The organism is Photobacterium frigidiphilum (genome assembly GCF_003025615.1).
Lineage (GTDB): Bacteria > Pseudomonadota > Gammaproteobacteria > Enterobacterales > Vibrionaceae > Photobacterium > Photobacterium frigidiphilum.
In genome coordinates this window covers 199,035-220,644 of record NZ_PYMJ01000008.1, presented here as the reverse complement: position 1 = coordinate 220,644, position 21,610 = coordinate 199,035, and the positions used below count along the sequence as shown (strand labels likewise).

The 21,610-nt window shown below is 42.0% G+C and carries 17 protein-coding genes and 1 pseudogene; 5 read left to right on the top strand and 13 right to left on the bottom strand.

The features are described 5' to 3' along the window. Nucleotides 1-16: 16 nt before the first annotated feature. Both C9J12_RS10705 and C9J12_RS10700 read right to left on the bottom strand, forming a co-directional pair. On the bottom strand, nucleotides 17-1,375 hold the full coding sequence (locus tag C9J12_RS10705) for an MmgE/PrpD family protein (protein WP_107242700.1): 1,359 nt from the start codon (nucleotides 1,373-1,375) through the stop codon (nucleotides 17-19). Further along, nucleotides 1,375-2,847, bottom strand: a complete 1,473-nt coding sequence (locus tag C9J12_RS10700) for an aspartate ammonia-lyase (RefSeq protein ID WP_227876326.1) — start codon at nucleotides 2,845-2,847, stop codon at nucleotides 1,375-1,377. Before C9J12_RS10700 ends, C9J12_RS10705 begins: the two co-directional genes overlap by 1 nt. A gap of 167 nt (nucleotides 2,848-3,014) precedes the next feature. Here C9J12_RS10700 and C9J12_RS10695 point away from each other — a divergent pair, with 167 nt between their 5' ends. Beyond that, nucleotides 3,015-3,956 (top strand): LysR family transcriptional regulator, encoded by a 942-nt coding sequence (locus C9J12_RS10695; protein WP_006228724.1) that lies wholly within the window; start codon nucleotides 3,015-3,017, stop codon nucleotides 3,954-3,956. Nucleotides 3,957-4,054: 98 nt separating this feature from the next. Here C9J12_RS10695 and C9J12_RS10690 read toward each other — a convergent pair whose 3' ends face one another. Both C9J12_RS10690 and C9J12_RS10685 read right to left on the bottom strand, forming a co-directional pair. After that, the gene (locus C9J12_RS10690) at nucleotides 4,055-4,483 is read right to left on the bottom strand and encodes a GNAT family N-acetyltransferase (protein ID WP_006228723.1); all 429 of its coding nucleotides are present in this window, start codon (nucleotides 4,481-4,483) and stop codon (nucleotides 4,055-4,057) included. 101 nt (nucleotides 4,484-4,584) lie between these two features. Beyond that, on the bottom strand, nucleotides 4,585-5,748 hold the full coding sequence (locus tag C9J12_RS10685; RefSeq protein ID WP_107242698.1) for an MBL fold metallo-hydrolase: 1,164 nt from the start codon (nucleotides 5,746-5,748) through the stop codon (nucleotides 4,585-4,587). 108 nt (nucleotides 5,749-5,856) lie between these two features. Between C9J12_RS10685 and C9J12_RS10680 the strand changes: the two genes are divergently transcribed. The 4 genes and pseudogenes from C9J12_RS10680 to C9J12_RS10670 all read left to right on the top strand — a co-directional run bounded on the left by C9J12_RS10680 (nucleotide 5,857) and on the right by C9J12_RS10670 (nucleotide 10,365). Then, a complete protein-coding gene (locus C9J12_RS10680; protein WP_107242697.1) occupies nucleotides 5,857-6,465 on the top strand; it encodes a TetR/AcrR family transcriptional regulator in 609 nt (202 codons plus the stop codon). Nucleotides 6,466-6,613: 148 nt separating this feature from the next. Further along, the gene (locus tag C9J12_RS10675) at nucleotides 6,614-7,777 is read left to right on the top strand and encodes a glutathionylspermidine synthase family protein (protein ID WP_107242696.1); all 1,164 of its coding nucleotides are present in this window, start codon (nucleotides 6,614-6,616) and stop codon (nucleotides 7,775-7,777) included. 76 nt (nucleotides 7,778-7,853) lie between these two features. Then, a pseudogene (locus C9J12_RS30665) lies at nucleotides 7,854-7,967 on the top strand (GFA family protein); the annotation flags it as partial. 361 nt (nucleotides 7,968-8,328) lie between these two features. Next, nucleotides 8,329-10,365, top strand: coding sequence for a methyl-accepting chemotaxis protein (locus C9J12_RS10670; RefSeq protein ID WP_107242695.1), 2,037 nt, complete (start codon nucleotides 8,329-8,331; stop codon nucleotides 10,363-10,365). Between the two features lie 95 nt (nucleotides 10,366-10,460). On the opposite strand, the gene C9J12_RS10665 is transcribed toward C9J12_RS10670, so the two are convergent. The 9 genes from C9J12_RS10665 to C9J12_RS10625 all read right to left on the bottom strand — a co-directional run bounded on the left by C9J12_RS10665 (nucleotide 10,461) and on the right by C9J12_RS10625 (nucleotide 21,609). Next, entirely contained in the window at nucleotides 10,461-11,399 is a 939-nt protein-coding gene (locus C9J12_RS10665; RefSeq protein ID WP_107242694.1) for a hypothetical protein, read from the bottom strand. Between the two features lie 73 nt (nucleotides 11,400-11,472). Continuing rightward, entirely contained in the window at nucleotides 11,473-12,135 is a 663-nt protein-coding gene (locus C9J12_RS10660; protein WP_107242693.1) for a hypothetical protein, read from the bottom strand. Nucleotides 12,136-12,275: 140 nt separating this feature from the next. Continuing rightward, the gene (locus C9J12_RS10655; protein WP_107242692.1) at nucleotides 12,276-13,553 is read right to left on the bottom strand and encodes a hypothetical protein; all 1,278 of its coding nucleotides are present in this window, start codon (nucleotides 13,551-13,553) and stop codon (nucleotides 12,276-12,278) included. Nucleotides 13,554-13,605: 52 nt separating this feature from the next. Then, on the bottom strand, nucleotides 13,606-14,229 hold the full coding sequence (locus C9J12_RS10650; RefSeq protein ID WP_107242691.1) for a protein kinase domain-containing protein: 624 nt from the start codon (nucleotides 14,227-14,229) through the stop codon (nucleotides 13,606-13,608). Nucleotides 14,230-14,241: 12 nt separating this feature from the next. After that, nucleotides 14,242-17,697, bottom strand: a complete 3,456-nt coding sequence (tssM, locus tag C9J12_RS10645; protein WP_107242690.1) for a type VI secretion system membrane subunit TssM — start codon at nucleotides 17,695-17,697, stop codon at nucleotides 14,242-14,244. A gap of 1 nt (nucleotide 17,698) precedes the next feature. Continuing rightward, nucleotides 17,699-18,841 carry a type IVB secretion system protein IcmH/DotU gene (gene icmH / locus C9J12_RS10640; protein ID WP_107242689.1) on the bottom strand — a complete coding sequence of 381 codons (1,143 nt, stop codon included), beginning with the start codon at nucleotides 18,839-18,841 and terminating at the stop codon, nucleotides 17,699-17,701. 7 nt (nucleotides 18,842-18,848) lie between these two features. Continuing rightward, the gene (gene tssK / locus C9J12_RS10635) at nucleotides 18,849-20,165 is read right to left on the bottom strand and encodes a type VI secretion system baseplate subunit TssK (RefSeq protein WP_107242688.1); all 1,317 of its coding nucleotides are present in this window, start codon (nucleotides 20,163-20,165) and stop codon (nucleotides 18,849-18,851) included. Nucleotides 20,166-20,167: 2 nt separating this feature from the next. After that, nucleotides 20,168-20,632, bottom strand: a complete 465-nt coding sequence (tssJ, locus tag C9J12_RS10630; RefSeq protein WP_107242687.1) for a type VI secretion system lipoprotein TssJ — start codon at nucleotides 20,630-20,632, stop codon at nucleotides 20,168-20,170. Further along, nucleotides 20,629-21,609 (bottom strand): type VI secretion system-associated FHA domain protein, encoded by a 981-nt coding sequence (locus tag C9J12_RS10625; RefSeq protein WP_107242686.1) that lies wholly within the window; start codon nucleotides 21,607-21,609, stop codon nucleotides 20,629-20,631. The genes tssJ and C9J12_RS10625 overlap by 4 nt, the downstream gene beginning before the upstream one ends. Nucleotide 21,610: the final 1 nt, after the last annotated feature.

The following is a 21,610-nucleotide window of genomic DNA, read 5'->3' as shown; positions in this document are numbered from 1 at the left end:
CCTTCCACTCCCGTTATTAATTCAGGAGTTGGTTAAGTTCTTCATACGTTGCAGTTTCTAAATGCGCTAATACTGTCAGCCAGTACAGGCATCGATTTTCGCCATATTTGGCTACAACACAGGCCATAAACTTCCGGTCTATTTCTTCCTGTAAAAAGGGCTTTTCTGGGTTACCTTTCGCGAGATCGTTATCGAGGCTGATCATCTCGCCATTTTTTAGATAAACCCTGATTTTGACAGGAGCCGTACCGATAAATCCCAGTTCTTCGAGTTCGGGATCAATACGCATCTGAATCTTCGGCATCAGCGCCTGAATACGCTGATCCAATACCGCTTCATCGGTAAATTCAGTCAAACCCACCCCACCATGAATCAATCGAGCAGCAAGGGCATATGGCATTGAAAACTTAGCCTCAATGGCATTTTGGGGGCAATTACACACCAGCTCTCTTGGCCCCAATAAGCTCACGCCAACCTGTAAATACTCAATGTCATCAGCACCTAGTGACCTTTCTTGCAAAAAAGCATCCCAACAATCAATGGCAGGATGGCTGCCGCTACAACACGGATATTGCTTGAAAACCAGACCATTTTCTTTCAGATCCCAGTATTTACCCAATGTCACCTCAGCCCCTTCGAGGGTAGTAATACCGGTGAAACACTGAGCGAAACCATCAGCAGACTCAATCACATTGGGCTTCCCTGTTACGCCAATCATTGCCAACTCAACGGCATTGATACCGTTAAACGCTGCCAACCCTGCATGCATCGCTTTGGTTTGACTACCGAAGTTGCCCCGAACGCCGGATGCCGACGACGCGGCAATCGCCAGCGCATGAGCTAAGGTATCTTCATCAAGATCAAGCAGGATCCCAGCAGCAACAGTTGATCCAAAAACACCAATCGTCGGGGTGGTATGCCAGCCCTGCTCAGACAACTGCGGCATGACCCATCTTGCTATCTGATGTTGAGCTTCAACGCCTGCGATATAAGCTCGTAAAATGCTCGCACCATCCAACTTCCGCTCTTCGGCTACAGCAAAGGCCACAGGAGCGACAGTCACAGTTGGGTGACCAATCGTCGCCCAGCTCACATCATCAAAATCAAGGGCGTGAGATGCAGCCCCATTCGCATAACTGGCATAAGCCATATTGCTTTTTTGTTCAGTGCCAAACACATTACAATTACCCTGTGGCGCACGCTGAATGGCAAACTGTTGAAGATTTTTGGCAACTGGCATATCGCTACCGGCAATAGTGACAGCAACATAATCGGTCAATGCTGTTTTGGCGATATCGATAACTTCATCAGGAATATCTTCAAACCGAAGACCCACGCACCAACGTGCGATTTGCAGTATTAAGGAGTCAGCCATTATGCCGGCTCCTTAGTATTAACCTCAGAGTTCAAGTTTTTCTGAGGAGTCGCTATTTCCTGTTGATAACGAGTGACTGCCGCCGCACTGGCTTTGGGATCAGTCATAACCATCGGATCCAACAAATAGTCAGCCTGCTCTGGCGTTAGCAACTGCTCGTCTAATACTACATCTCGCACACGTAGGTTCTGTTCGAAGGCTTTCGCAGCAATACGGCATCCTACTTTGTAGCCAAACAGCGTCGCTATCACCGTGGCTAATGCAGTGCTTTTCTCCGCATATTCACGGCAAACAGGCTCGTTGGGTAACAAGTCTTTCAGACATTTTTCAACAAACAATGGAATAGCATTAGTTAGTAAGTTACACGACTCAAATAGTGCCTTGATAATAACCGGTTCCCAGACATTGAGATCCAGCTCGCCACCTTCAACCGCCATCGTGATAGTCACATCATTACCAATTACCTGATAGGCAATTTGATTGATCAGTTCTGGCATCACAGGGTTAATTTTGCCCGGCATAATTGAAGAGCCTGGCTGAACAGCGGGTAAGAATAATTCGTTGAAACCAGCACGCGGACCACTTCCCTGAAGACGAAAATCAGTTGCCATCTTAGATAAAAATGCAGCCAACTTTTTCAGTTGGGCTGCAACTTCAAGGTAGGTATCGCCATTTTGCAAACCGTCGAAGAAGTTATCTTCAGCAATAAACTGTTCACCCGATATTTCCCGAAGCTCGATATATACCTGCTCTAGGTAGCCCTCATGTGTAGACAAGCCCGTACCAACCGCCGTAGCACCTAACGGTAAATCAAGTGTTTGTTCGCTTGCTGTTTTCAACGATTGATGCAGACGGCGAACTTGATGTAAATAGCCGCTGAATTGCTGGCCAAGAGTAATCGGCACCGCATCTTGCAGGCAGGTTCTCGCCAGCTTCACCACGTGATCAAATGCTTGGGTTTTCTCTTCCAGCATGACTTCAAGTGCAGCGACCTCTGCGATCAGCGCATGTAAATTAATACGGCAAGTCATCTTCATCGCTGCAGGGATCACATCGTTAGTTGACTGCCCCATATTGACGTGAGTATTGGGATGTACAACATCATAGCCTTTCTTTCCGGTAAGAATTTCGTTAGCGCGATTTGCTATCACCTCGTTGGCGTTCATATTGGTCGAGGTTCCGCCGCCACCTTGAAAAATATCAATCGGGAACTGATCATCGAAACGGTGATCCATCATTTCCTGTGAAGCCTGTACAATCGCTTTAGCCACAGTGGCGTCTAGCGCACCAATTTTGCAGTTAGCTTTAGCTGCAGCTTGCTTGATAGCCGCTACGGCCCACAAATAATGTGGTACATCTACTGCCGTACGACCAGATACAGCAAAGTTATCACGGGCACGAACAGTCTGAATACCGTAGTAAACCTCATCGGGTAACATCATCTCGCCTAATACATCAGTTTCTTTTCTCATCGCTAAGCCCTGCATTTTTAGATATTTTGGAAATACTTTTTAAGTACTTTCGGAATAACTAGGATTCTATGCCATGGCTTTTCTTGATTTCTTGACGTAGCTCCGAACTTAGCTAGCAGTGGAGAATATAATACAGAGTATTAGTTAAACTTATAATATAACCACATATGGACAATATTGCCTTTGATCTTCGCCAACTCAGAACCTTCATTACAGTGGTCGAGACCGGCTCATTTAGCAAAGCGGCCCAACAGCTTAATCAAACCCAATCTGCGGTTTCACAGCTGGTTCAGAGCCTAGAGCAGATACTTGACAGCAAACTGTTAGACAGAAGTAAGCGTCCAATCAAACTGACACTGGCTGGACGTGAACTGTACGAGCAGGGCAGCAAACTACTGGCTGAATCGCGCAAACTGCAAGACTGGATGCACTCGATAGAAAAAGGCAAGCTACCCCGATTGCGTATTGGCATGGTCGATTCAGTTACCCAAATTGCGGGTATAGAGTTACTCAAATATCTCCAACCCAAAGTTGCCCATATCAACCAGATAACTGGCACCGCACCAGAATTGCTAACCTCACTTCAGTCAGGCAAAACCGATATCATCATCAGTATGGCTAATCAGGATATCCCACAGGATCTCGCCATGTTCCCACTATTGGGAGAGCAATACGTCGTTGTTACCCCTGCAAACTGGGAAACGAAAGACATCCAATGGCTGGCAAGAAACAAGCCTTATATCGCCTATGAAAACTGGACACCGACAGGAACCCAAACCAACAATTGGCTACGCTGGCGTAACTACAAGCCACAGAGTCAATTCTCTCTTGATCGCGCCGATAACGTGCTGGGGATGGTGGCAGAAGGATTGGGGTGGTCGCTTTCCTCACCCACGTTTTTGGCTCGACAGCTTGAGCTACTGGATAAACTGGAATGCCAGCCATTACCTGCTCCTGGCATCACCCGACAGTTAGCCGTCATCAGCCGAAAGGGGGAATTTGGCAGCTTGATTGAAGAATTTGTTGAGGATATTAGGAATATTGTTCTCAACCAGAAAGTACAAGAAGTGCAAAGGCGCTGGAATTGGATTAACGTCGAAGGGCTTTAGCGCCAATAATGAAATAAAGAAGAACGGTCAACAAGCTTCTCCTCATCGGAATTATTGAATGCTATCTTTACCGTTTCAACCAAACCAGCACTTAACAATCAGTCACTGACGTTGTTCAGCATAAAATGATGAGATGTTATATTAAAGCCTTCACGAAGATAAAAGCGATGAGCACCATAACGCTGTACGCCTGAATCTAAATGTATTTCTCTACATCCTTCGTTTTTAGCGTACATCTTTAGCCATTCAATCATGTGCTTTCCCGCCCCAACAGATCGTGTGTCTGAATCGGTAACCAAATCATCAACGTATATTGATTTACCCCACGCCAATTTTAGGTTAACTGTAAAGCCTGCCACACAAACAACTCGCCCATCGAGTTCGACGTAAGCGACTTGATATCCCTGCTTTTGCTGTTGAATAATTTGTTCACACAATGAAGCAATATTAAATGCAGGGCGTAATTGCACAAGAACAGTGGCAGCCCTTTCTAATTCTTGTTGGGTTTTAGCAATATGTACTTCCATGATTCCCTCCAGTCAATTTCATAAGACCAATAAGACCAACTATCATAATTACAGTTTCTGACGTTTTAATGAATCTGTTATCTCAATTTCAGCGTTACTTATTATTGTGAGTTAAACACCAATGGAATTGCTGCACCTTTGTCATAAACATCTTGCCACCAATACGCCGTTTTCTCTGCTAAAGGCAGATCAATAGAAGCACCTACCATCGGTGTCACTAACTCAACATCATATTTAGCCGCTTCTGCAATCAAATCATTTACAGGCTCATCCCACTGATGAATAAAAAGTTCATACGTTGACCAATGGACAGGAAACAATTTATCAGCTTGAACATCTAAATGTGCCTGCATGGTATGAGATGCTTGCATATGCCCCCAGCCTTCAACAGGATAACCACTGTCTTCTTTTAAGTTGGCTGCAACTTCAATAAAAGCCAAATCGAACGGACCTAAGCGTTCGCCTATTTGCTTAAAATGCTCACCATAAGCAGTATCGCCACTAAAAAACACACTACCAGTATCAGCCTGAATTGCCCAAGAAGCCCATAGCGTTTTGTTTGAATCAAACAGCCCTCTACCTGAATTGTGGTTGGCTGGTGCCGCAGTAATGGTTACCGAATTTATTTTCTGACTTTCCCACCAATCAAATTCTTTAATATTTGTTGGTGGAACACCCCATTTTTCAAGGTGACGTCCAACCCCTAGCGGCACAAAAAACATCACATCTTTGTTGGCATAAAATCGGGCTGTATTTTCTTCTAAATGGTCATAATGATCATGCGAAATCACAATCACATCAGGTAATGGTAAATCTTCACGGCTTACAGGGGCCGCAACATTACGCTGAAACATTCGGGCAAAAAAAGCAGGGGCTGCATATTCAAATACAGGATCAATTAAAATACGTGTTTTGTCGGCTTCTATAAATAATGACGAATGCCCGAGCCAAGTCACACGTAATTGCTCACTAGGGTTTTGTAATCGTGTAATATCAACATCTTGATACGGTAATGCTTGTGAAGGCTTATATTGGCTACGTTGGGCAAAAAATTTCCATAGCGTTTCTACAATACCCTCTTGGTTTTCAACCTGTGGAATACGAGAAATAACTTTGCCATCAAAGAATTGAGCAGATTGTTCAATACGCGTGTTACGTAAGTCAGCACTCAGAACATGCTCCCCCGTAATCACATTATCATTACAGGCAGCTAATCCAAGTACACTCATTAAAGGTATCAACGATGTTTTCAACTTGGTATTCATATTTATGCTAGCCTCAAAAGTAAACGACGGTGTATACTTTTAATAATAACGTGAACCAATAAAAAGTAAACACATGCGTTTACTTTTATTTTTAATATTGAGTGATATATGGTTAAGGTTGCTGAAATAAAACAAGAAAATATTATTCTGGCTGCTATAGCCCTTTTCACTGAAAAAGGGTTGGAGCAAACCAGTATGGAGGCGATCTCCAAAAAAGCAGAAGTCTCTAAACGAACGCTTTATAAATATTATCCAACGAAAGAAAGTCTATTTAGCATGATTATTGAACGCCTATTCTCAAACATTCATGCCATTACTGACGTTCAATTTAATACCACAACATCAGTAAAATCTCAGCTTACCGCGATAGCAGAAACAGAAGTAAAGTTACTCTGTAGTGATGACTTTTTGTCACTAGCACGTATGGTTTTATCTGAGTGTATGCGCTCAAGTAAATCTGCAACTATCATGCAAGAAAAAGTTCAAGATTTAGAAGGGTGCATTGGATTAACTCGATGGATAGAGGCAGGTATTGCCGCCGATAAACTGGATGTCGCTTACCCTGAAGTGGCTTCTGAACAATTTTTTGCTTCAATCAAAGCTATCGTTTTCTGGCCTCAGATACTGGTACACCTTCCACCAGCTACTGCAGAAGAACAACAAATAGCGATTGAAACATCGGTTACACAATTTTTATGTACTTACCTAAAAGAATAATGATTTAAAATCAGTTAAAAATCGGTGACCAACCTTTTGGATGAGTACCGTACTCGCAGACTCAGTTTGGCTATCACACTGAAAAGTGTCATATTCTGGGTGACGTTAACGCTTTAGCACCCTTTGTATGCAGTAAGGACAATCACGAATGCTCAGAATTGACAGTAAGGAACGTAAACATTGGCGTGAATTAGCCGCCGAATATGGCTTTGGCTTTCACTCGATGTATGAAGACCCTTATTGGGATGAGACCGCTTATTATCAATTCACGTTAGAGCAAATTGAACGTGATATCGAGGATCCAACCGAAGAGATACACCAGATGTGTCTTGATGTGGTAGATACTGTCGTACGAGATGAATATTGGTTACGTAAATTCCAAATACCAGAAGCCATGTGGCAAAACGTATTAGATTCATGGCAACGTAAAGAACCCTCACTTTATTCTCGCTTAGATTTTTCCTATGACGGTACAGGGCATGCGAAGCTATATGAAAACAATGCGGATACGCCAACGTCTCTTTTCGAAACTGGGTTCTGGCAATGGTTGTGGCTTGAAGACCAAGTAAAAAGCGGGGCTATTCGCCGTGATGCCGACCAATTTAACTTACTGCAAGAGCTGCTGATCAATCGCTTTAAAGAGTTAGCGCATTCTCAGCCTGGTCAAACACTGCACTTTTCTTGTTGTCATGACACAGAAGAAGATCGCGGCACCGTGCAATACATGGAAGATTGTGCAAAAGAAGCCGGACTATCTACTTCCTTTGTTCACATCGAAGATATTGGTTTGAACAATAAAGGGGAATTCACCGATATGGCAAGTCGCCCTATTCGTTGGATGTTCAAACTGTACCCTTGGGAGTTTATGTTCCGCGAAAACTATGCAGAAAACTTAGCCGATGCCAAAGTAAACTGGTTAGAACCGATGTGGAAATCAGTCATTAGTAATAAAGCACTGTTACCCCTTTTATGGCAAAAATTTCATAATCACCCCAATCTATTGCCCGCCTACTTCCCGGATGACAAAGGGCTTAGTAGCTTGCGGGACTACGTTATCAAGCCGTTATTTGCACGTGAAGGTGCCAACATTTCCATCGTCCAAAATGGCAAGCAAACCTTGCGTGTTGACGGTCCTTACGGTGATGAAGGGGTGATCTATCAGGCATACCACCCTTTACCTAAATTTGGTGATTATTACACCCTAATTGGCAGTTGGCTGGTTAACGACAAACCGGGAGGGATCTCGATAAGAGAAGACAAATCAAAAGTCACTCAAGATATGTCGCGTTATTTGCCACACATTATTTTGTAGTTAGCACAAACAAGGGAATACAAAAGAAATGGATCTCAAACCTATTCATACCGGGCAATGCCATTGCGGTGCCGTGAAATTCGGGACCAATGTGGGATGTTTAGAGGGTATTAACCCGTATGAATTAGGTGAAGTGCCGGTTAGTGATGGTGTGAATCACCCAGCAGATCGTCAATCACAGAGCAAATAGAGTAAACAATTCGATTCATGGTTTCATGAAACAGATCTGCTTACGTCAATTGACGAAATTGCCCATTAAACCCTGCAGTAAAACGTTCTTCTCCTAAAGAGCCCCCCTATTAATCAAACAATCAATATGCGCTAAGTAGCTTATATATAAGGTAATTAGTTATAATTGAATGGGGGATTTTTTTACATCTCGCACGTAAATCACCCAAATTGGCACACATTAAGCTAACTTAGATCAAGGTAACTGTATTTCTATTTGATTTATGCATGTCTGGTAATTTACACATCAAAAAATTCTATGCATCATTCTTTTTCAAATTTATCGGTGGAGGAGAAGTCACTATGACTTACTCTGAATGTACATGTGGAAAAAGATAAAAAATAGCAGTATTAGCGTCCAGTTACGGTTGGTGATTAGCCTCTTTTTGATTATTTCATTTTCTTCAATCGCAACCATGGTGTATCAAAACGCTTCTGATGTGTTGTTGAAAGAAACCATGGAAGAACATCAATCAAAACTTAATGCGCTGGCTGACACGATTGCGAGTCAATTTGATATATATTTAGACAATGCCAAGCAGTTAGAAAGTGCTTTTCGTAATGGTTATTTGCATGGAATTACGTTTAATGGTGAGCTAACCCAGTATCAAGGCCAACAGGTCGTTAATGCCTTTATCAATGGTCAATCTTTGGTGGGGAACATAACAACGATTGATCGCTTCACTCAAGACACCGGTGCTGTAGCAACTTTATTCCTTGCCTCACAAGGTGACTTCTTACGAGTAGCCACCTCACTAAAAACTCAAAGTGGAGAGCGTGCGGTAGGCACTTTATTAGGGAAAAACCACCCTGGCTATGCCGCTTTGAGAAGTGGTAAACCGTACTACGCAAAAGTTACGCTGTTTGGGCATGCTTACTTAACATATTATTCCCCGATCAAAGATACTCATGGTCAGGTTCAAGGTATCTCTTTCATTGGATTACCGATTGAAGCCGCAACGAAAGCTATTTTTGCAAATCTAGGCAATATCTCTTGGGGTGACACTGGGTATACATTCGTAACAGATAATGATCCTAACCGACTTGGGGTATACCTTTACCACCCTACTCAGCCAGTGGGTAATAAGTCGATTATAGCTATTAGCGATTACAATGGTGATAAACCGTTTGGTCAGATCTTTGAACAGACAAGTGGGGTGTTATTTTACCCCTTTGAATATCAAGGTGTGATTGGCGAAAAATATGTGGTGTACACCGAAGTACCAGGCTGGAACTGGAAGCTGCTGGGTGGCACATTTGTCAGTGAAGTAACCAAAGCTAGCCAAGATCTGTTGAATTTGATCATCATGATTTCTGTGGTGGTCGGCACAGTAACATTTGTTTGTTTGAGTATTTTACTCAATAAAATGACCCGCCCACTGACGGAGCTTTCTGGTTATATGGATCGTCTGGGGGAAGGCGAAGTTAGTCTGTCTATGTCGGGCGGAGAAGCGCAGTCTCACAATGAAATTGAGCGCCTAACTTATGGTGTGCGTCATATGGCACACAATCTTAATGAGCTTGTTAGTCAAATTCGCACCACCAGTGATGCAGTTCAAACGCAAGCTGATAGCGTTTCAAGTGATGCCAGTGCCTGTTTATCGCAGTCTGAAAAGCAACAGGATCAAGTGGAACAAGTGGTCACTGCCATCGAAGAAATGGCATCGTCGGCGCAATCTGTGGCGCAGCAAGTAGAAGAAATAGCATCCAGTGTACGATCAGCCAATGAAGATAGTGTCTCGGGTTCTGAGTTGGTGGGGCAGGTCAGTGTCGAAATTGCGAATCTCAATGAACAGTTACGTCAGTCGGCAGAGGCGATCGATAAAGTTAGCCTTGAAAGTGACAACATTCAGGCCGTGACACGTATGATTGATGAGATAGCAGGACAAACGAACTTGTTGGCATTGAATGCAGCCATTGAAGCTGCGCGTGCTGGTGAGCAAGGACGTGGGTTCGCGGTGGTTGCTGATGAAGTGCGTACGTTGGCGCACCGTACGCAAGAATCTGTGAAAGAGGTTGTTGCCATCATTGATCAGTTACGTTTGTGTACCAACAGTGCTGTGACCATGATGTCAGAGAGTCAAACGAAAGGTCAACGAGTGACAGAGCAAGCCACTCAAGCGGGATTAGCGCTAGAAAGTATCACAATGCAAGTGACGGCCATTGCGGCGCAATCAGAAGTGATTGCTGCGACCTCTGAAGAACAAGCGCATGTGTCACAAGAAATTGCAGCAAACGCGACGGAGATAAGTAATCTTAATCAGCAGAGTCGTGATGTTGTCGCTAAAACATCAAACAGCGCAGCCACATTGCAAGGTTTGTCGGGCGACTTGAAACAACAGGTGAACTACTTCCATTAATTACGCTTGAACATGTAATTTTCATCAAATATCAGGAGGCCTTTGGGCCTCTTTTTTTAGAACTAACGAATTAATACATTACGTTATAGCCGTGCTTAAAAAGTAATATTGCGAGGTATAGCAATCACTGGGCGTGTGATTCCTCCCAGCTTCTGGATTTCAAGAGCACTTACACGACGCTCATAAGCCTCTAAAGCCACTTGGTCTATTGCTCTGAACAATTCATAGCGAGAATCATAACCCCACAAATGCATTTGAGTCAGCATTTGGTTCACAACAGTATCGTATTCAAAATGAACATCGCCCAAGCCACTCATCCCGTTTAAACCGTAATTGATACGATCTTTTATCCACTTTTTTCGCCTTGTTAATTCCATCTCTATTTGTATTTTATTGATTTCTGATGCTTTTAAAAACTTATTAGACTTTACGACTAAACCACGTTCGTTCATATCTTCTAAAAAGTCCAACAATCGAATATCGCCATTTCCTTTGAGCTCTTTTAGTCGTTTTTTCTCATCTACCGACATATAAGGTTCTGGCGACTGAACATAATTACCGCTTTCCGCCACTCTCATCAAACCTTGCAAGTTCCCTTGTAATGTTCTTTCGCAATCACTTCGATACCAAGCCTTTCGACGGCTGATTAAGCTGACTCCTAGCGCTGAAACCGTGTTGTCATAAGAACCATCAATTTTCGTTGAACCGTATTCCAACGGTACCGTATTTGTTGTACCACAATAGTAATTAATCAAATCACATTGATATGATTTCAATACACTCGCGTGAGTCATTTCGTGAATGAAGTTTGGCATATCATTTTTTCGATATGTTACATGCGCTCCGATTAACTTTTTAGATACAGCATCATACAGCGGCATTGCATTCGGGTTTGGAGCCTCGCAATAACTGATTTTAAAATCTCGACTCTCAGCTAAACTAATCAATTCTTGGGCTATTTTTGCAAAAGTAGTGGCTGATGCAGCCCCTGCAACGATTGATTTTAATTTTGCTACGTTTAGGCTAATTTTCATTCACTTCTCTCACGCTATAATTTTTATATTACGTTAGTTACGTATTTATACTCGCACACTAAATTTTGGCTGACTAAATAGGTTGAAATTCCGTTATTGTTAGTTTTTTCGTTTTAAGTTTCGAAAAATCAACACCTTCGACTTTGCATGAAGACTCTGCTGCAGCTCTCGAATAGCCTTGCAATGCTGGCTTTGACATACCTAACGCTTCACCAATATTCGGATCATAAAAATCAATTTTTCCTTTCCTACCCACATACATAGCTGTCGCATGAGAGCCACTCGACACGTAATAATAATTGCCTTCTTTAAGAGAAGAATACGCATTATTGAATGGGTAAACACTGGTGTAGACTTTTCCCGTCGGTTTGCAAGTACCTTTCAACGCGAGAGTAAGTTGATCTTGTAAGCGATGCGAGCGTTCAATGTCAGCTTTCAAACTGGCGATAATCTTTCGCTCTTTTTCAGGAGTGATGAAAGCTTCCGACCTTGCACTATCTAACGTGCTAACGAAACTATTTCCGACTACTCGATACTTAGTCCACTCAATCGCCAAGCCTGCACACACACCAAACCAAAACGCAGGGCTAATCCCATTTGCCCCCATAGTACCCCACAAGAGTGAATGCTGGCCAAGGTAGTTGATTTCAGCTCGGCTTTTTTCTGCCGCCTTTACAAATTCAATCTTGTACAAATACAACGCTTTTTCCAGCATTGCTTTCTTTTCTTGATTCATATTTGTACCTGCATAAAGTTAAGGCCAATCAATACAGAATTGGCCTTTTATGATCGCTGACTAAATATAGTCAAAGCGACCTTCACTAATTATGTTTTCTGGTTCACATAGCTTCTATAGAGATAAATATTTACTCTCTATCATTTCTTATATGGGTTCTCCAACACACTGTGAATTATTTTCGTAGGTGACATAGCCATATCCAGCAGGTCCTTGTGCATTTGTAAACCAGGTTCAAATTTTACAGAGTATTGGTCTGAATACTCTTTAATGTAACCTAATGCTTGATTCTTGATATTATTAATATGAACGGTGCCTTTGTCGAAGTTTGACTGAGAGTAACCTTTTAAGCGACCATACCGATCTAAGAGAGACAAGAACACCATAGGATGAGCAATAGTATTCGAATGCATCAAAAGAGCTGTCAAAATAGGGCTCAAAGCCATAGATTCAGCAAACCATTCATTAAATGAATCTGCGTTAAGAGCTAAACTATTGGAATGAAGTAATTTATCTCTTTCAATTTTAGCTTTTTTCTTTACGCGGTATAAATTAACTCTTTGAATTATATAATCAATAGCGGTAGCAATTCGCCCCAGTACATTTATTACATAATTAACAACACTTCCGACTGCTGCAACGGCATCACCAGCGGCTTGTACCGCGATCTGACCAATTTTCACACCAACATCTTTTATACCAAGAAACCCTTTACAAGCCATGTGAGAAGAGATGTCATATGCAATTATATCTGGATACCCATCATTCAATCGTACACCACGACCTGATAGTTTAAGCGAGAAATAACTTGTTAACCCTGTAACCGCTTTCTTTGCTCCTTTATATATGTCCGCGGCATTTTGCACATAACCTAAGCCTGGAATAAGGGAGCTCAAATCACCCACTATTGATGAGACTAGCCACAACGAAATATCTACCAAATAATTAGTGACCCATTTAATATCTTTATAAGCTTTTTTAAGTTTATCTAGAATATTACTACAAAAGCGTTGAATCAACTTTTCGAGCTTCGCAATTAAACTGTCTTTGGTCGATATTACTTTTTCTTTAATTGACGTTCCAATTGATTTGAAAAATTTGACAGGTCTGCTTTGATGAATTGCAGTGCTTACGCTCTCCGCTACTTTAGTCACTTTTAACAATACTTGAGATTTCTGCAAGATGTCGCTAACCTGTTCCTTAATCAACCTTTTTGCAGTCCCACAGGCATCAGTAACTGCTGTCGTGTCCATCACAAAGTTCCCGATAAGGTCTAAGCCAACCGTAGGTGCTCTTTCAACCTTTAAACTTGATAAATAGTTTATTATGGTTACTCTTCCTTCATAGGCTAGCTTTTCTTGAGCTTTCCAGCCTTCCATATCTGTATGTTTAAGTACTTCAGCAATCGAAACAGGCATAGTGCCTCCTATTTATTATCATTATGTAGTATTCGGTTCATTCAACTATTTCTTATTGAATTAATGTTGTATTGAACCAATGTGTTAGTGAGCACTTAATGGAAATGGCTCGACTCCGTATTTTTTTGTCCGAAATAAAACTTATGGTCTGCTCGATCATTTTTGATAAAGCGTACCAATCATCACTAACAGTAACTTCACCTAACCCTTTTAGTTTATTTTCAGGTGAATACCCCTTTGACACCTGCCAGCAATCTAATCCTTGCCTATTTGTTCCTAAAGGAAAGCTCGCACCAAAATCAATTAGTCGAATAGAGCCGGTTTCAGGTATAAACAAAATGTTTGATGGCTTTATATCACCATGAACCCAGCCTCTGCGATGGCAATGGTCAATTGCTCTAATGATTGCAGGCAACACATCCAAAAATTGGCTGATTTGCTCTATTGCAAATTTACTCAAAGGAATTGCATTTCTATAATATTTGCAAAACAAATATTTGTTACCGTTATCTACACGCACTAACTCCTGGATATAAGAACCTTTACAATCCATAAGAGCGGAGTGCTCACGTTGAAAATCTTTTTCTATGGCATAAGATTTCCCAACTTCATCCCAATTAACCAACTCATTAACAACAAAGTGAGTACTCGCATTTTTGCTAGTTGATGACACCATTCCTTTCACCTTTTACAGTTTTGAAGGTAAAGAAAACGAAGTAAACAAAGACTTATCCAATGTTTCATCTGAGTCACGTAAGGTGTAGTCAATCACGATGCTGTTATCGTTCAGCTTGTAATTCCATTTACGTACAAGGCGAGTCGCAGTTTTACTCGAATTACCATCAAATAAGGCTCTAAAAAGCGCCCATTGGCCAGTATAAGATCGCGTTGCTACTCGGTTCTCGCCTTGATAGAAATTGGTTGTTAGATATCCATCCACCGCGGTAGAAGGCCAAGTAAGCTCAGTCCACACTCTTGGTCCATGGCGATAACTAAATACGCTTTCTGACTCGCGAATTTGATACGCCGTTACTGAAGTACTCATAGAGCTTGGGCGGAAGGCGAATTTAAGTGCTAACTCCTGACCAGTTGGGCCAAAAAAGGTTTTACGCAGTTGGCGGGCCTGGCGTAATTGCTTTCTTGTTATTGCACTAATTGGCAGTGTTACCCCATCCACTTCATTGAGCTTTAGAGTTCCGTTATCCCAATACACAAAAGGTTTGAGTAATGTATCGACATACTGGTCAATTCGACCTTGAGGTTTAAAGAACTGCACAAAATCATTGAGATCGACTTCTCCTCGACCTTGAACTGAAAACGGAAAACGTCCTTCAACTGCCGCAGCGTAAAATTGATAAACTTGCTCATTCCACTGCTTATTCAAGTAGCCAATACTCCCAGAAACGACCTGCTTCCAAGATTGTTCTGCAATGCTTTTAGTCCACTTAGCTACCTGGCTAGGAGATTGACTTCCCTGACGTTTAAACAATTCGATTGCGTCTTGGCTTCCTTCTGCATGCGCAAGAGAATAAGCATGAAAAGCTTTTCCAGGATTTGAACTACTGAGTGCACTATCAAAATAAAGATTGAGTGCATCAAACTCTTTAATCAGTGCATCAATAGGGATTGGACCCCCTTTCTTTCCTGTACCATTAACGTAATTTGCGTAGTTGATAAAAGCTTCATTGACGGCATATGAAGGTTGTAATCTTAGTAACTTGTCACCTACCGCTCGGTTGATTCTGTCTGCCTTTTTCAGCCCTTTAGCGACTTTCTTTAAGCCAAGCTGAGAAGCAATACGTTTATTACCTTTAGTATCGGGCTGCTCTTCTACCGCCAAGGTCGTATTCACAACCAAGGCACCAAGTACGTCTAAAATAGGGCTGGTTGCTGGCTCACGCGCATTTTTTAATGCATACGCGAAATCAGAACTTGAGCCTAATTTCTTAATATGGATGTTATTCAGGAGATCTTTCCAGTGATAGACATAATCAGAAAAATACAGCCTTTGTATCTGTTTACTTAAATCTGTTATTTCGGTAATTGACGTTCCTGACGAATCGCCTTGAATCGCTTTAAAGTCACTCAGTTGTCTACGAAGTAATTCCGATTTGGCGGTAAGATCAATTTGGCTATAACCTTGTTTTGTGAAAATTTCTGGCACTAAATAACCATGAAAGCCATCAGAAAATTCAAACATTGAGTCAAATTTTTCACCTAACTGTCGGCGAATATCCACTTGTTTACGGTATTCAGGCAGGCTTTTAATGCGCGCATAGATCAATCGTTCAGGAGATAAGCCGTCAAGATTATTCGTCGCAACCGCAATCAGCTCTTTGTTAGGCGCAATACTTCCGCTGTAGTTGCTATTAAATAAGTCTTCAATAAGCACTGATAGTGTATTGATGTCAGTTGATGAAACGTCACCTTGATCTTTTAGATTATCGAGCAAATATGTTTGTATCTCATCCACATCAAGATATTGCTTATCAAAAAGCATTTGGTAATAACGAAGTATTTCAAAGATTTTACTCGGGTTACCCAAGCTAACGTAGACATATAGCTCACTACTAATTAGCTCTTCAAGTTTTGGTAACAAGATAAGATTAAGCTGCTCTTGATAAGTTGTATAAATACGATCGGCAGTATCGCCTTGCTTAATGCTGACTTGCTGGTACCAAGCTTTAGGCATGATCCCAGCATCAGCCACTACGCGTAATTCATTAAGAATGGCAATCATATCCGACCAAGAATAGTTACTTTCAAGTCGTTGAATATCACTTACATACAAGCGTAGTTGTGTCATTGCATCCGCACGCCACTGCTCGTCTTGATTCCAATTGTCTTTCAGGACTAAGCCGACCATAGAAACCGCAGAAAGCACGAATAACAGTGTGGCGCTGCGCGCTACAAGATAGCCAGCATGACGCCATTCATTCACCCCTACAATGCCCTTTTCAGGCAGAATGACATGGCTAAATAAACGTGATGAAAAGTAACTGCGGCGTCCTGGAGTTTGCTCTCGAGTTAGCAAGGAATTGAACTCAGCACGTTCTGCAACGGTTTGAGTCAATAAATCGAATTCATTTCCCTTTTGACCAGACGAGAGTAAGTAAGAGCCTCGGATCCATACCGCTTCACGCACTCGGTTTTCTCGACCAATATCAGTTAATAATTCTTCAACACGATCAAAAAAGATGCGTAACTGATATGGTAAAGCAATAACAGAACCCGACTTTTCACTGCTTATATTTCTCAAAAGCTCGAACTGTTGAGTCGCCAAAGATTTCAATAACCCTTTGCGTAGTTCTTCAAATTTGTACTTATCGAAGCGTTTTGATGTATCGCAAGGGAATGTCACCCCGAATGGATTCTCAACATCACACCCAGAAAAGCTTTCAAAAAATTCGACAAAATCAGCGATGGTATCGGCTTTAGAGAACAGGCAATACACTGGTAATGTGAGGCCCAATAAACCGCTCATAGAGAGCGTCGCTTCTTGATAGTTTGAACTGATTTTTTGACGCTCTTTACGATCACCTTGTAATAAACGATCACAACCGATCACCGCGGCAATACCATTCAAACCTTGTCTAGGGCGATATTTTAATAGTTGCTGCGCGACAATGTTCCACAACGTTTCATCAACACCTTCACTATCAAAAATACGATGACCAATTTCGATAACGACCGCATGATCGTTGCTCCAAAATTTTAAATACTGTTCACTATCACTATCTTGAAGGTGTTTATCTAGAACAGGTTCTAATCCGTTTTGTTGCAATAGCGCGCTTTTGGCTTCTTTTTCACCACCTAAAACGATATACCAAGGCAAGCTATAAAGGCTGTCGAGCTTATTCGTTCCATGACCACGGATTTTTTTTGTCGCTAATTTAAACAGCTGCTGAATAACTTTAGTATCTTGCTTAAGCAAAATATGTTGTTCATGTACATCTTGATTATCGCGTTGTTTTTGTCTCCATTTATACAGATATACCGCTATAACGGACAACACAATCACGCTAACCACAGTGATGCTAACCTGTAGCCACAACCACTGTACTGTTGGTAATAACAGCCATACACATGTGATCCCAGCTAAAAGGGTAATCACCAATAATGTGGTGAGGAATGTCTTAATCATATTACTTCTGCGCTCTTCTAATCATGGCGTTCAAACCAAAACGAACATTAAGCTCATTTTTCAATTTACGGATCACCGTCAAGTTGTCACCAGCGCGTAAAAATAGCTCGATCCCGTGCTCAGTTTCGCGGGTAAACGCTTCATAACCCGCTTGCTGCAATTCAGCCGACATTCGCACGGCATCGGATGAACGAGTGAAAACGGCTAAGACCACTTCCCATTGGATAACCGCCACTTTTGGTTTCGGTGTTTCATTACTGATCGGATTCAGTTCAACTTGATCGATATCGGCATCGGTACTGATGTAAACGAGATCATTATTTTCACTTTTCAGGCTGACACCAGACATATCGATAGCGCTAAATTGATGCAAAATAGGCTGACTTCGGTTCGAATACCAATACTCTGATGCGCCATAACTCATACCAAAAAAAAGAAAAACTAAACCCATCATTTTGCCAAAACTGAGCATTCGCCATGGCTGTTTACCAATAACCAATTCTGGCGTTTTAGGGATCAGTAATGTGTTTTCAGCGCGGTAATGACGAATGATGCCATACACGTTCGACTTGATTTCGTGCAGTTGATTTTCATCTTCATGACGATAACGACCTTTAAAATTAAGCATCAAAAGCACATATTGCAGCTCAAGAAAATCCACTAATTTGGCGGGTTGTTGGCTCGCTTTATCAAGCAACACAAAAAATGCTTCTCCACCATTACGTTGCGAAAAAACTTTACTCAATAAAGAGTGATTTTCCCAACGCGCTTGTTCACCCCAAGAGGTATAAAGAATGGCTTCATCAAAAGCTGCGCATAATACAAAGCAGCTTTTCTCGATAATGCTCGGGTGATAATCAAGATAAAGACCACGCTGACGAAAAGCCACAATGGCATCAAGCACACGTTGCCTAAAGCGTTCGACATCTCTTGGGCTCGTTTGACGAGGCAAAGTAACCAACATACCTAACAGCTCTGTCGCAGCATTGAGTAATGAGCTTTCGTATACGGCAAAGTTCTCAATTAATCGCTCTGTACCGGATAGTTCAGCCGTCAGCGTACTAAGTTCATTTGTATTACGGATAGTTTCAGCCGCTTTACGCTGCACGACTATCGTTGGTTCTTCGTTAAATAATCCAGTCATCGAATGCCTACCTAATTACATGAAACTCGACTTGAATATCTTCAATTCTTTCGTCGATATGCAAGGCGATCGGTTCATCTTTTTTCACTAGCGATTGCCAAAGTTCAGACTTGGTATCGAGCTCAAAATAGGCGGCATCGTTCTTCGATTTCAGTTCCGCTGGAGCGTAAGGCAAATTACGTAAAGAGACGCCAGAAAGTGCATTACGCACCAAGCCTGCAATATCGCTATTGCCCGCAAGCTTCGTAGCCTGAGGAAACTCTTCACTCAAACGAGAAGCGCCAATAATTGACGTTGCCACCAGAATAAAGCGACCTTCGTTGTATAGGCTTCGATCTTGAACAATCGTGCGCAGCAGGCGACGACTCGTAAATAGCTGAGTGTCCCATTTGAGGGTAGTTACGTTATCAATTTGAACTTCACGCAACAGCACGAACAACTCTGAAAAGACCGCTGAAAATACGCCATACAGGTCATTTTGATCCCAAGGCATAAACGTTTTTGGCATCTTACCTTCAAGCCCTTGCAGTTGCCCTGCCATTGAGGTGCATTCCAAATACAAATACTTAGTCAGCAACGTTGGATCTTCATTCCATTGCTGCAATTTAGGCATCCAAGCACCCAATGCTTGTAACCATAGGTAATCACGCATTAGAGCTTGGTAGCTTTTACTGCTATGTTCTTTTTGTAACCTTGTTGAAATTGTACGTGCGCGGTATTGCACCTGTGAAAATACATCCGCCACGCAATCTTTTAAGTAATTAGATTGCCCAAAATGCAAACACTGAGGCACAAATGCTTGATTCAATATCACCGCACCTTCAGACTTATGCTCACTAATATCAGCGACTGCAATCAGGGTGTAATCTTGCAGCTCTTGCCCTTCCAATTTGAGCTCAATATTAAGTTCGGCTAACTCTAGCTGTACCGGTTCGCTATGTTCTCGACTGCTATCAAATACGCGATGCTCAAGTGGCGCGTTTCTTAAACGCTGTCCTTCGCCAACATCAACAACACCAGGCATAGAAAGAGGAAGAGCCAGATAGACTTTTTTATGAGCGGTGTTTTTCGGCACATCTAAAACCAGCCCACGCTTAATTTCGAATGGTGTGCCATCAGGAAAAATACCCTTCGCTTTACGAACAGACACTTTACCAATATTCAATATTGAACGATCTAGCTCTAACAGAGTAAGACCAAAACATTGCGCCGTCATTTGACCCGCATATTCACGAGTAAAGTTCTCAATGTACCGTTCTTGCTGCTGAAAATGCTGTGGTGAAAGAAACATGCCTTCACTCCAAACCACTTTGTTCTTATCCATAATTATTCCTCTTCACCCGATATAGACAGGTTGATGCCATCTAGCACGATATTGATTGCTGATGAACCCAATACTAAGGGTTGATAAATGGCTTTGTTTTTTGCTTCACGATAGTCGGCAAACCCAGCAATAACGCCGATATATTTAGCCTCAGAAGCTAAGGGAAAAGCCTCATTTCGCTCTTCACCAGGCAGAAGACTTGCCAGTTCACGAGTTAACAGAACTTCTGCTTTAAGTACGCCTTGCGCATCGTTATATAATTGAATAAATTCAGCTTGTTCAAACGCTTGGCTGTCACTCAATTGATAGACTCGAATTTCTATCGGTGATGGTTTACCTTCAACATTCGGGTTGATATTGGATGCCGCTTTAATCTTCAAAAACAGCTGAGGGGTAGTATCTTCTTGTCCCCAAAAACTACAGCCTGAGAGCAATGTAATCATCACGACAATAATCAGTCGGTTCATTGATTTTCTCCTTCCAGGTTTCTTTGCAAGCGCATCGCATCTTGAAAGTACGCATGAAACTTGATTTGCCAATCACGATTGTCCATCTGACGACTAAAATAGCGCTTATACATATCCCAATACTTAGGTTTACTTTGCCAAAAGCGCGGCGCCATTAAGTCATCAAACATAGACTCAAGCCCTTGTGGTGAAATATCAGTCAACAGACGATTAAGAGCCATCTCTAATGCTTTATCCATCTGTTGCTGCATTCGATCTTCACTCGAACGGAATTGAGTCACAGAACGATCTTGCGAAGAAGATGAAATCGGCGGTGAAATATCATTTTTTGAACTGACGAGAAAAGTCGACTGAAAGTCAGACTCGGCTAATGGATCATCATCCAACGCACTAAAGTTCATATTAAAATCATTTCGTTGTATTTTTTTATGTGTAGTAGCAACTTGAAACGGGTCATCTTCAACCACATCAGAATGTCGCATTTCTACTTCAACTGGCTTTTCGCGTGTTGTCGAAATATATGCAGTCGCTTGGGATGCATGAGGCTCGAAACGTTGACCCATGTCGAGATCATTACCACTACTAAATGGGTCATCACCAAAGGCACCATTCTCCAGAGAAAGCTCATTAAACTCTTGGGCGCGGGCTTGATCGGGAATAAAGCACGACACTAATAATCGGTAACGGCCAACATCAAGTACATCACCATCATTAAGCACAGATTGGTTACCCTTGCCGAGCGCGTTACTTGACCCATTGATAAACAAGCCGTTGGTACTGTTGTCTGCTACCTGATAGCCACGATGTGTTTTGTTGATCACTACGTGTTTGCTTGATACTTCACGCCTTGCATCACCGAGCTGCATTGTTACTCCGTAAGCGCGGCCAATATCGCCGCCTTCTTCAGGAAATGCTTTATTCCATTCTGCAATACTTTCACCGTCTGGAGAGCTGATAATTCTTATTGATAATGGCATG

Excerpts from the sequence above, each read along its gene's own strand:
- C9J12_RS10695 (WP_006228724.1), top strand. The coding sequence starts at position 3,015 with ATGGACAATATTGCCTTTGATCTTCGCCAACTCAGAACCTTCATTACA.
- C9J12_RS10665 (WP_107242694.1), bottom strand. The coding sequence starts at position 11,399 with ATGAAAATTAGCCTAAACGTAGCAAAATTAAAATCAATCGTTGCAGGG.
- C9J12_RS10625 (WP_107242686.1), bottom strand. The coding sequence starts at position 21,609 with ATGCCATTATCAATAAGAATTATCAGCTCTCCAGACGGTGAAAGTATT.
- C9J12_RS10700 (WP_227876326.1), bottom strand. The coding sequence starts at position 2,847 with ATGAGAAAAGAAACTGATGTATTAGGCGAGATGATGTTACCCGATGAG.
- C9J12_RS10650 (WP_107242691.1), bottom strand. The coding sequence starts at position 14,229 with ATGGTGTCATCAACTAGCAAAAATGCGAGTACTCACTTTGTTGTTAAT.
- C9J12_RS10660 (WP_107242693.1), bottom strand. The coding sequence starts at position 12,135 with ATGAATCAAGAAAAGAAAGCAATGCTGGAAAAAGCGTTGTATTTGTAC.
- tssJ (WP_107242687.1), bottom strand. The coding sequence starts at position 20,632 with ATGAACCGACTGATTATTGTCGTGATGATTACATTGCTCTCAGGCTGT.
- C9J12_RS10670 (WP_107242695.1), top strand. The coding sequence starts at position 8,329 with ATGTGGAAAAAGATAAAAAATAGCAGTATTAGCGTCCAGTTACGGTTG.
- tssK (WP_107242688.1), bottom strand. The coding sequence starts at position 20,165 with ATGGATAAGAACAAAGTGGTTTGGAGTGAAGGCATGTTTCTTTCACCA.
- C9J12_RS10680 (WP_107242697.1), top strand. The coding sequence starts at position 5,857 with ATGGTTAAGGTTGCTGAAATAAAACAAGAAAATATTATTCTGGCTGCT.
- C9J12_RS10675 (WP_107242696.1), top strand. The coding sequence starts at position 6,614 with ATGCTCAGAATTGACAGTAAGGAACGTAAACATTGGCGTGAATTAGCC.
- C9J12_RS10685 (WP_107242698.1), bottom strand. The coding sequence starts at position 5,748 with ATGAATACCAAGTTGAAAACATCGTTGATACCTTTAATGAGTGTACTT.
- tssM (WP_107242690.1), bottom strand. The coding sequence starts at position 17,697 with ATGATTAAGACATTCCTCACCACATTATTGGTGATTACCCTTTTAGCT.
- C9J12_RS10705 (WP_107242700.1), bottom strand. The coding sequence starts at position 1,375 with ATGGCTGACTCCTTAATACTGCAAATCGCACGTTGGTGCGTGGGTCTT.
- icmH (WP_107242689.1), bottom strand. The coding sequence starts at position 18,841 with ATGACTGGATTATTTAACGAAGAACCAACGATAGTCGTGCAGCGTAAA.
- C9J12_RS10655 (WP_107242692.1), bottom strand. The coding sequence starts at position 13,553 with ATGCCTGTTTCGATTGCTGAAGTACTTAAACATACAGATATGGAAGGC.
- C9J12_RS10690 (WP_006228723.1), bottom strand. The coding sequence starts at position 4,483 with ATGGAAGTACATATTGCTAAAACCCAACAAGAATTAGAAAGGGCTGCC.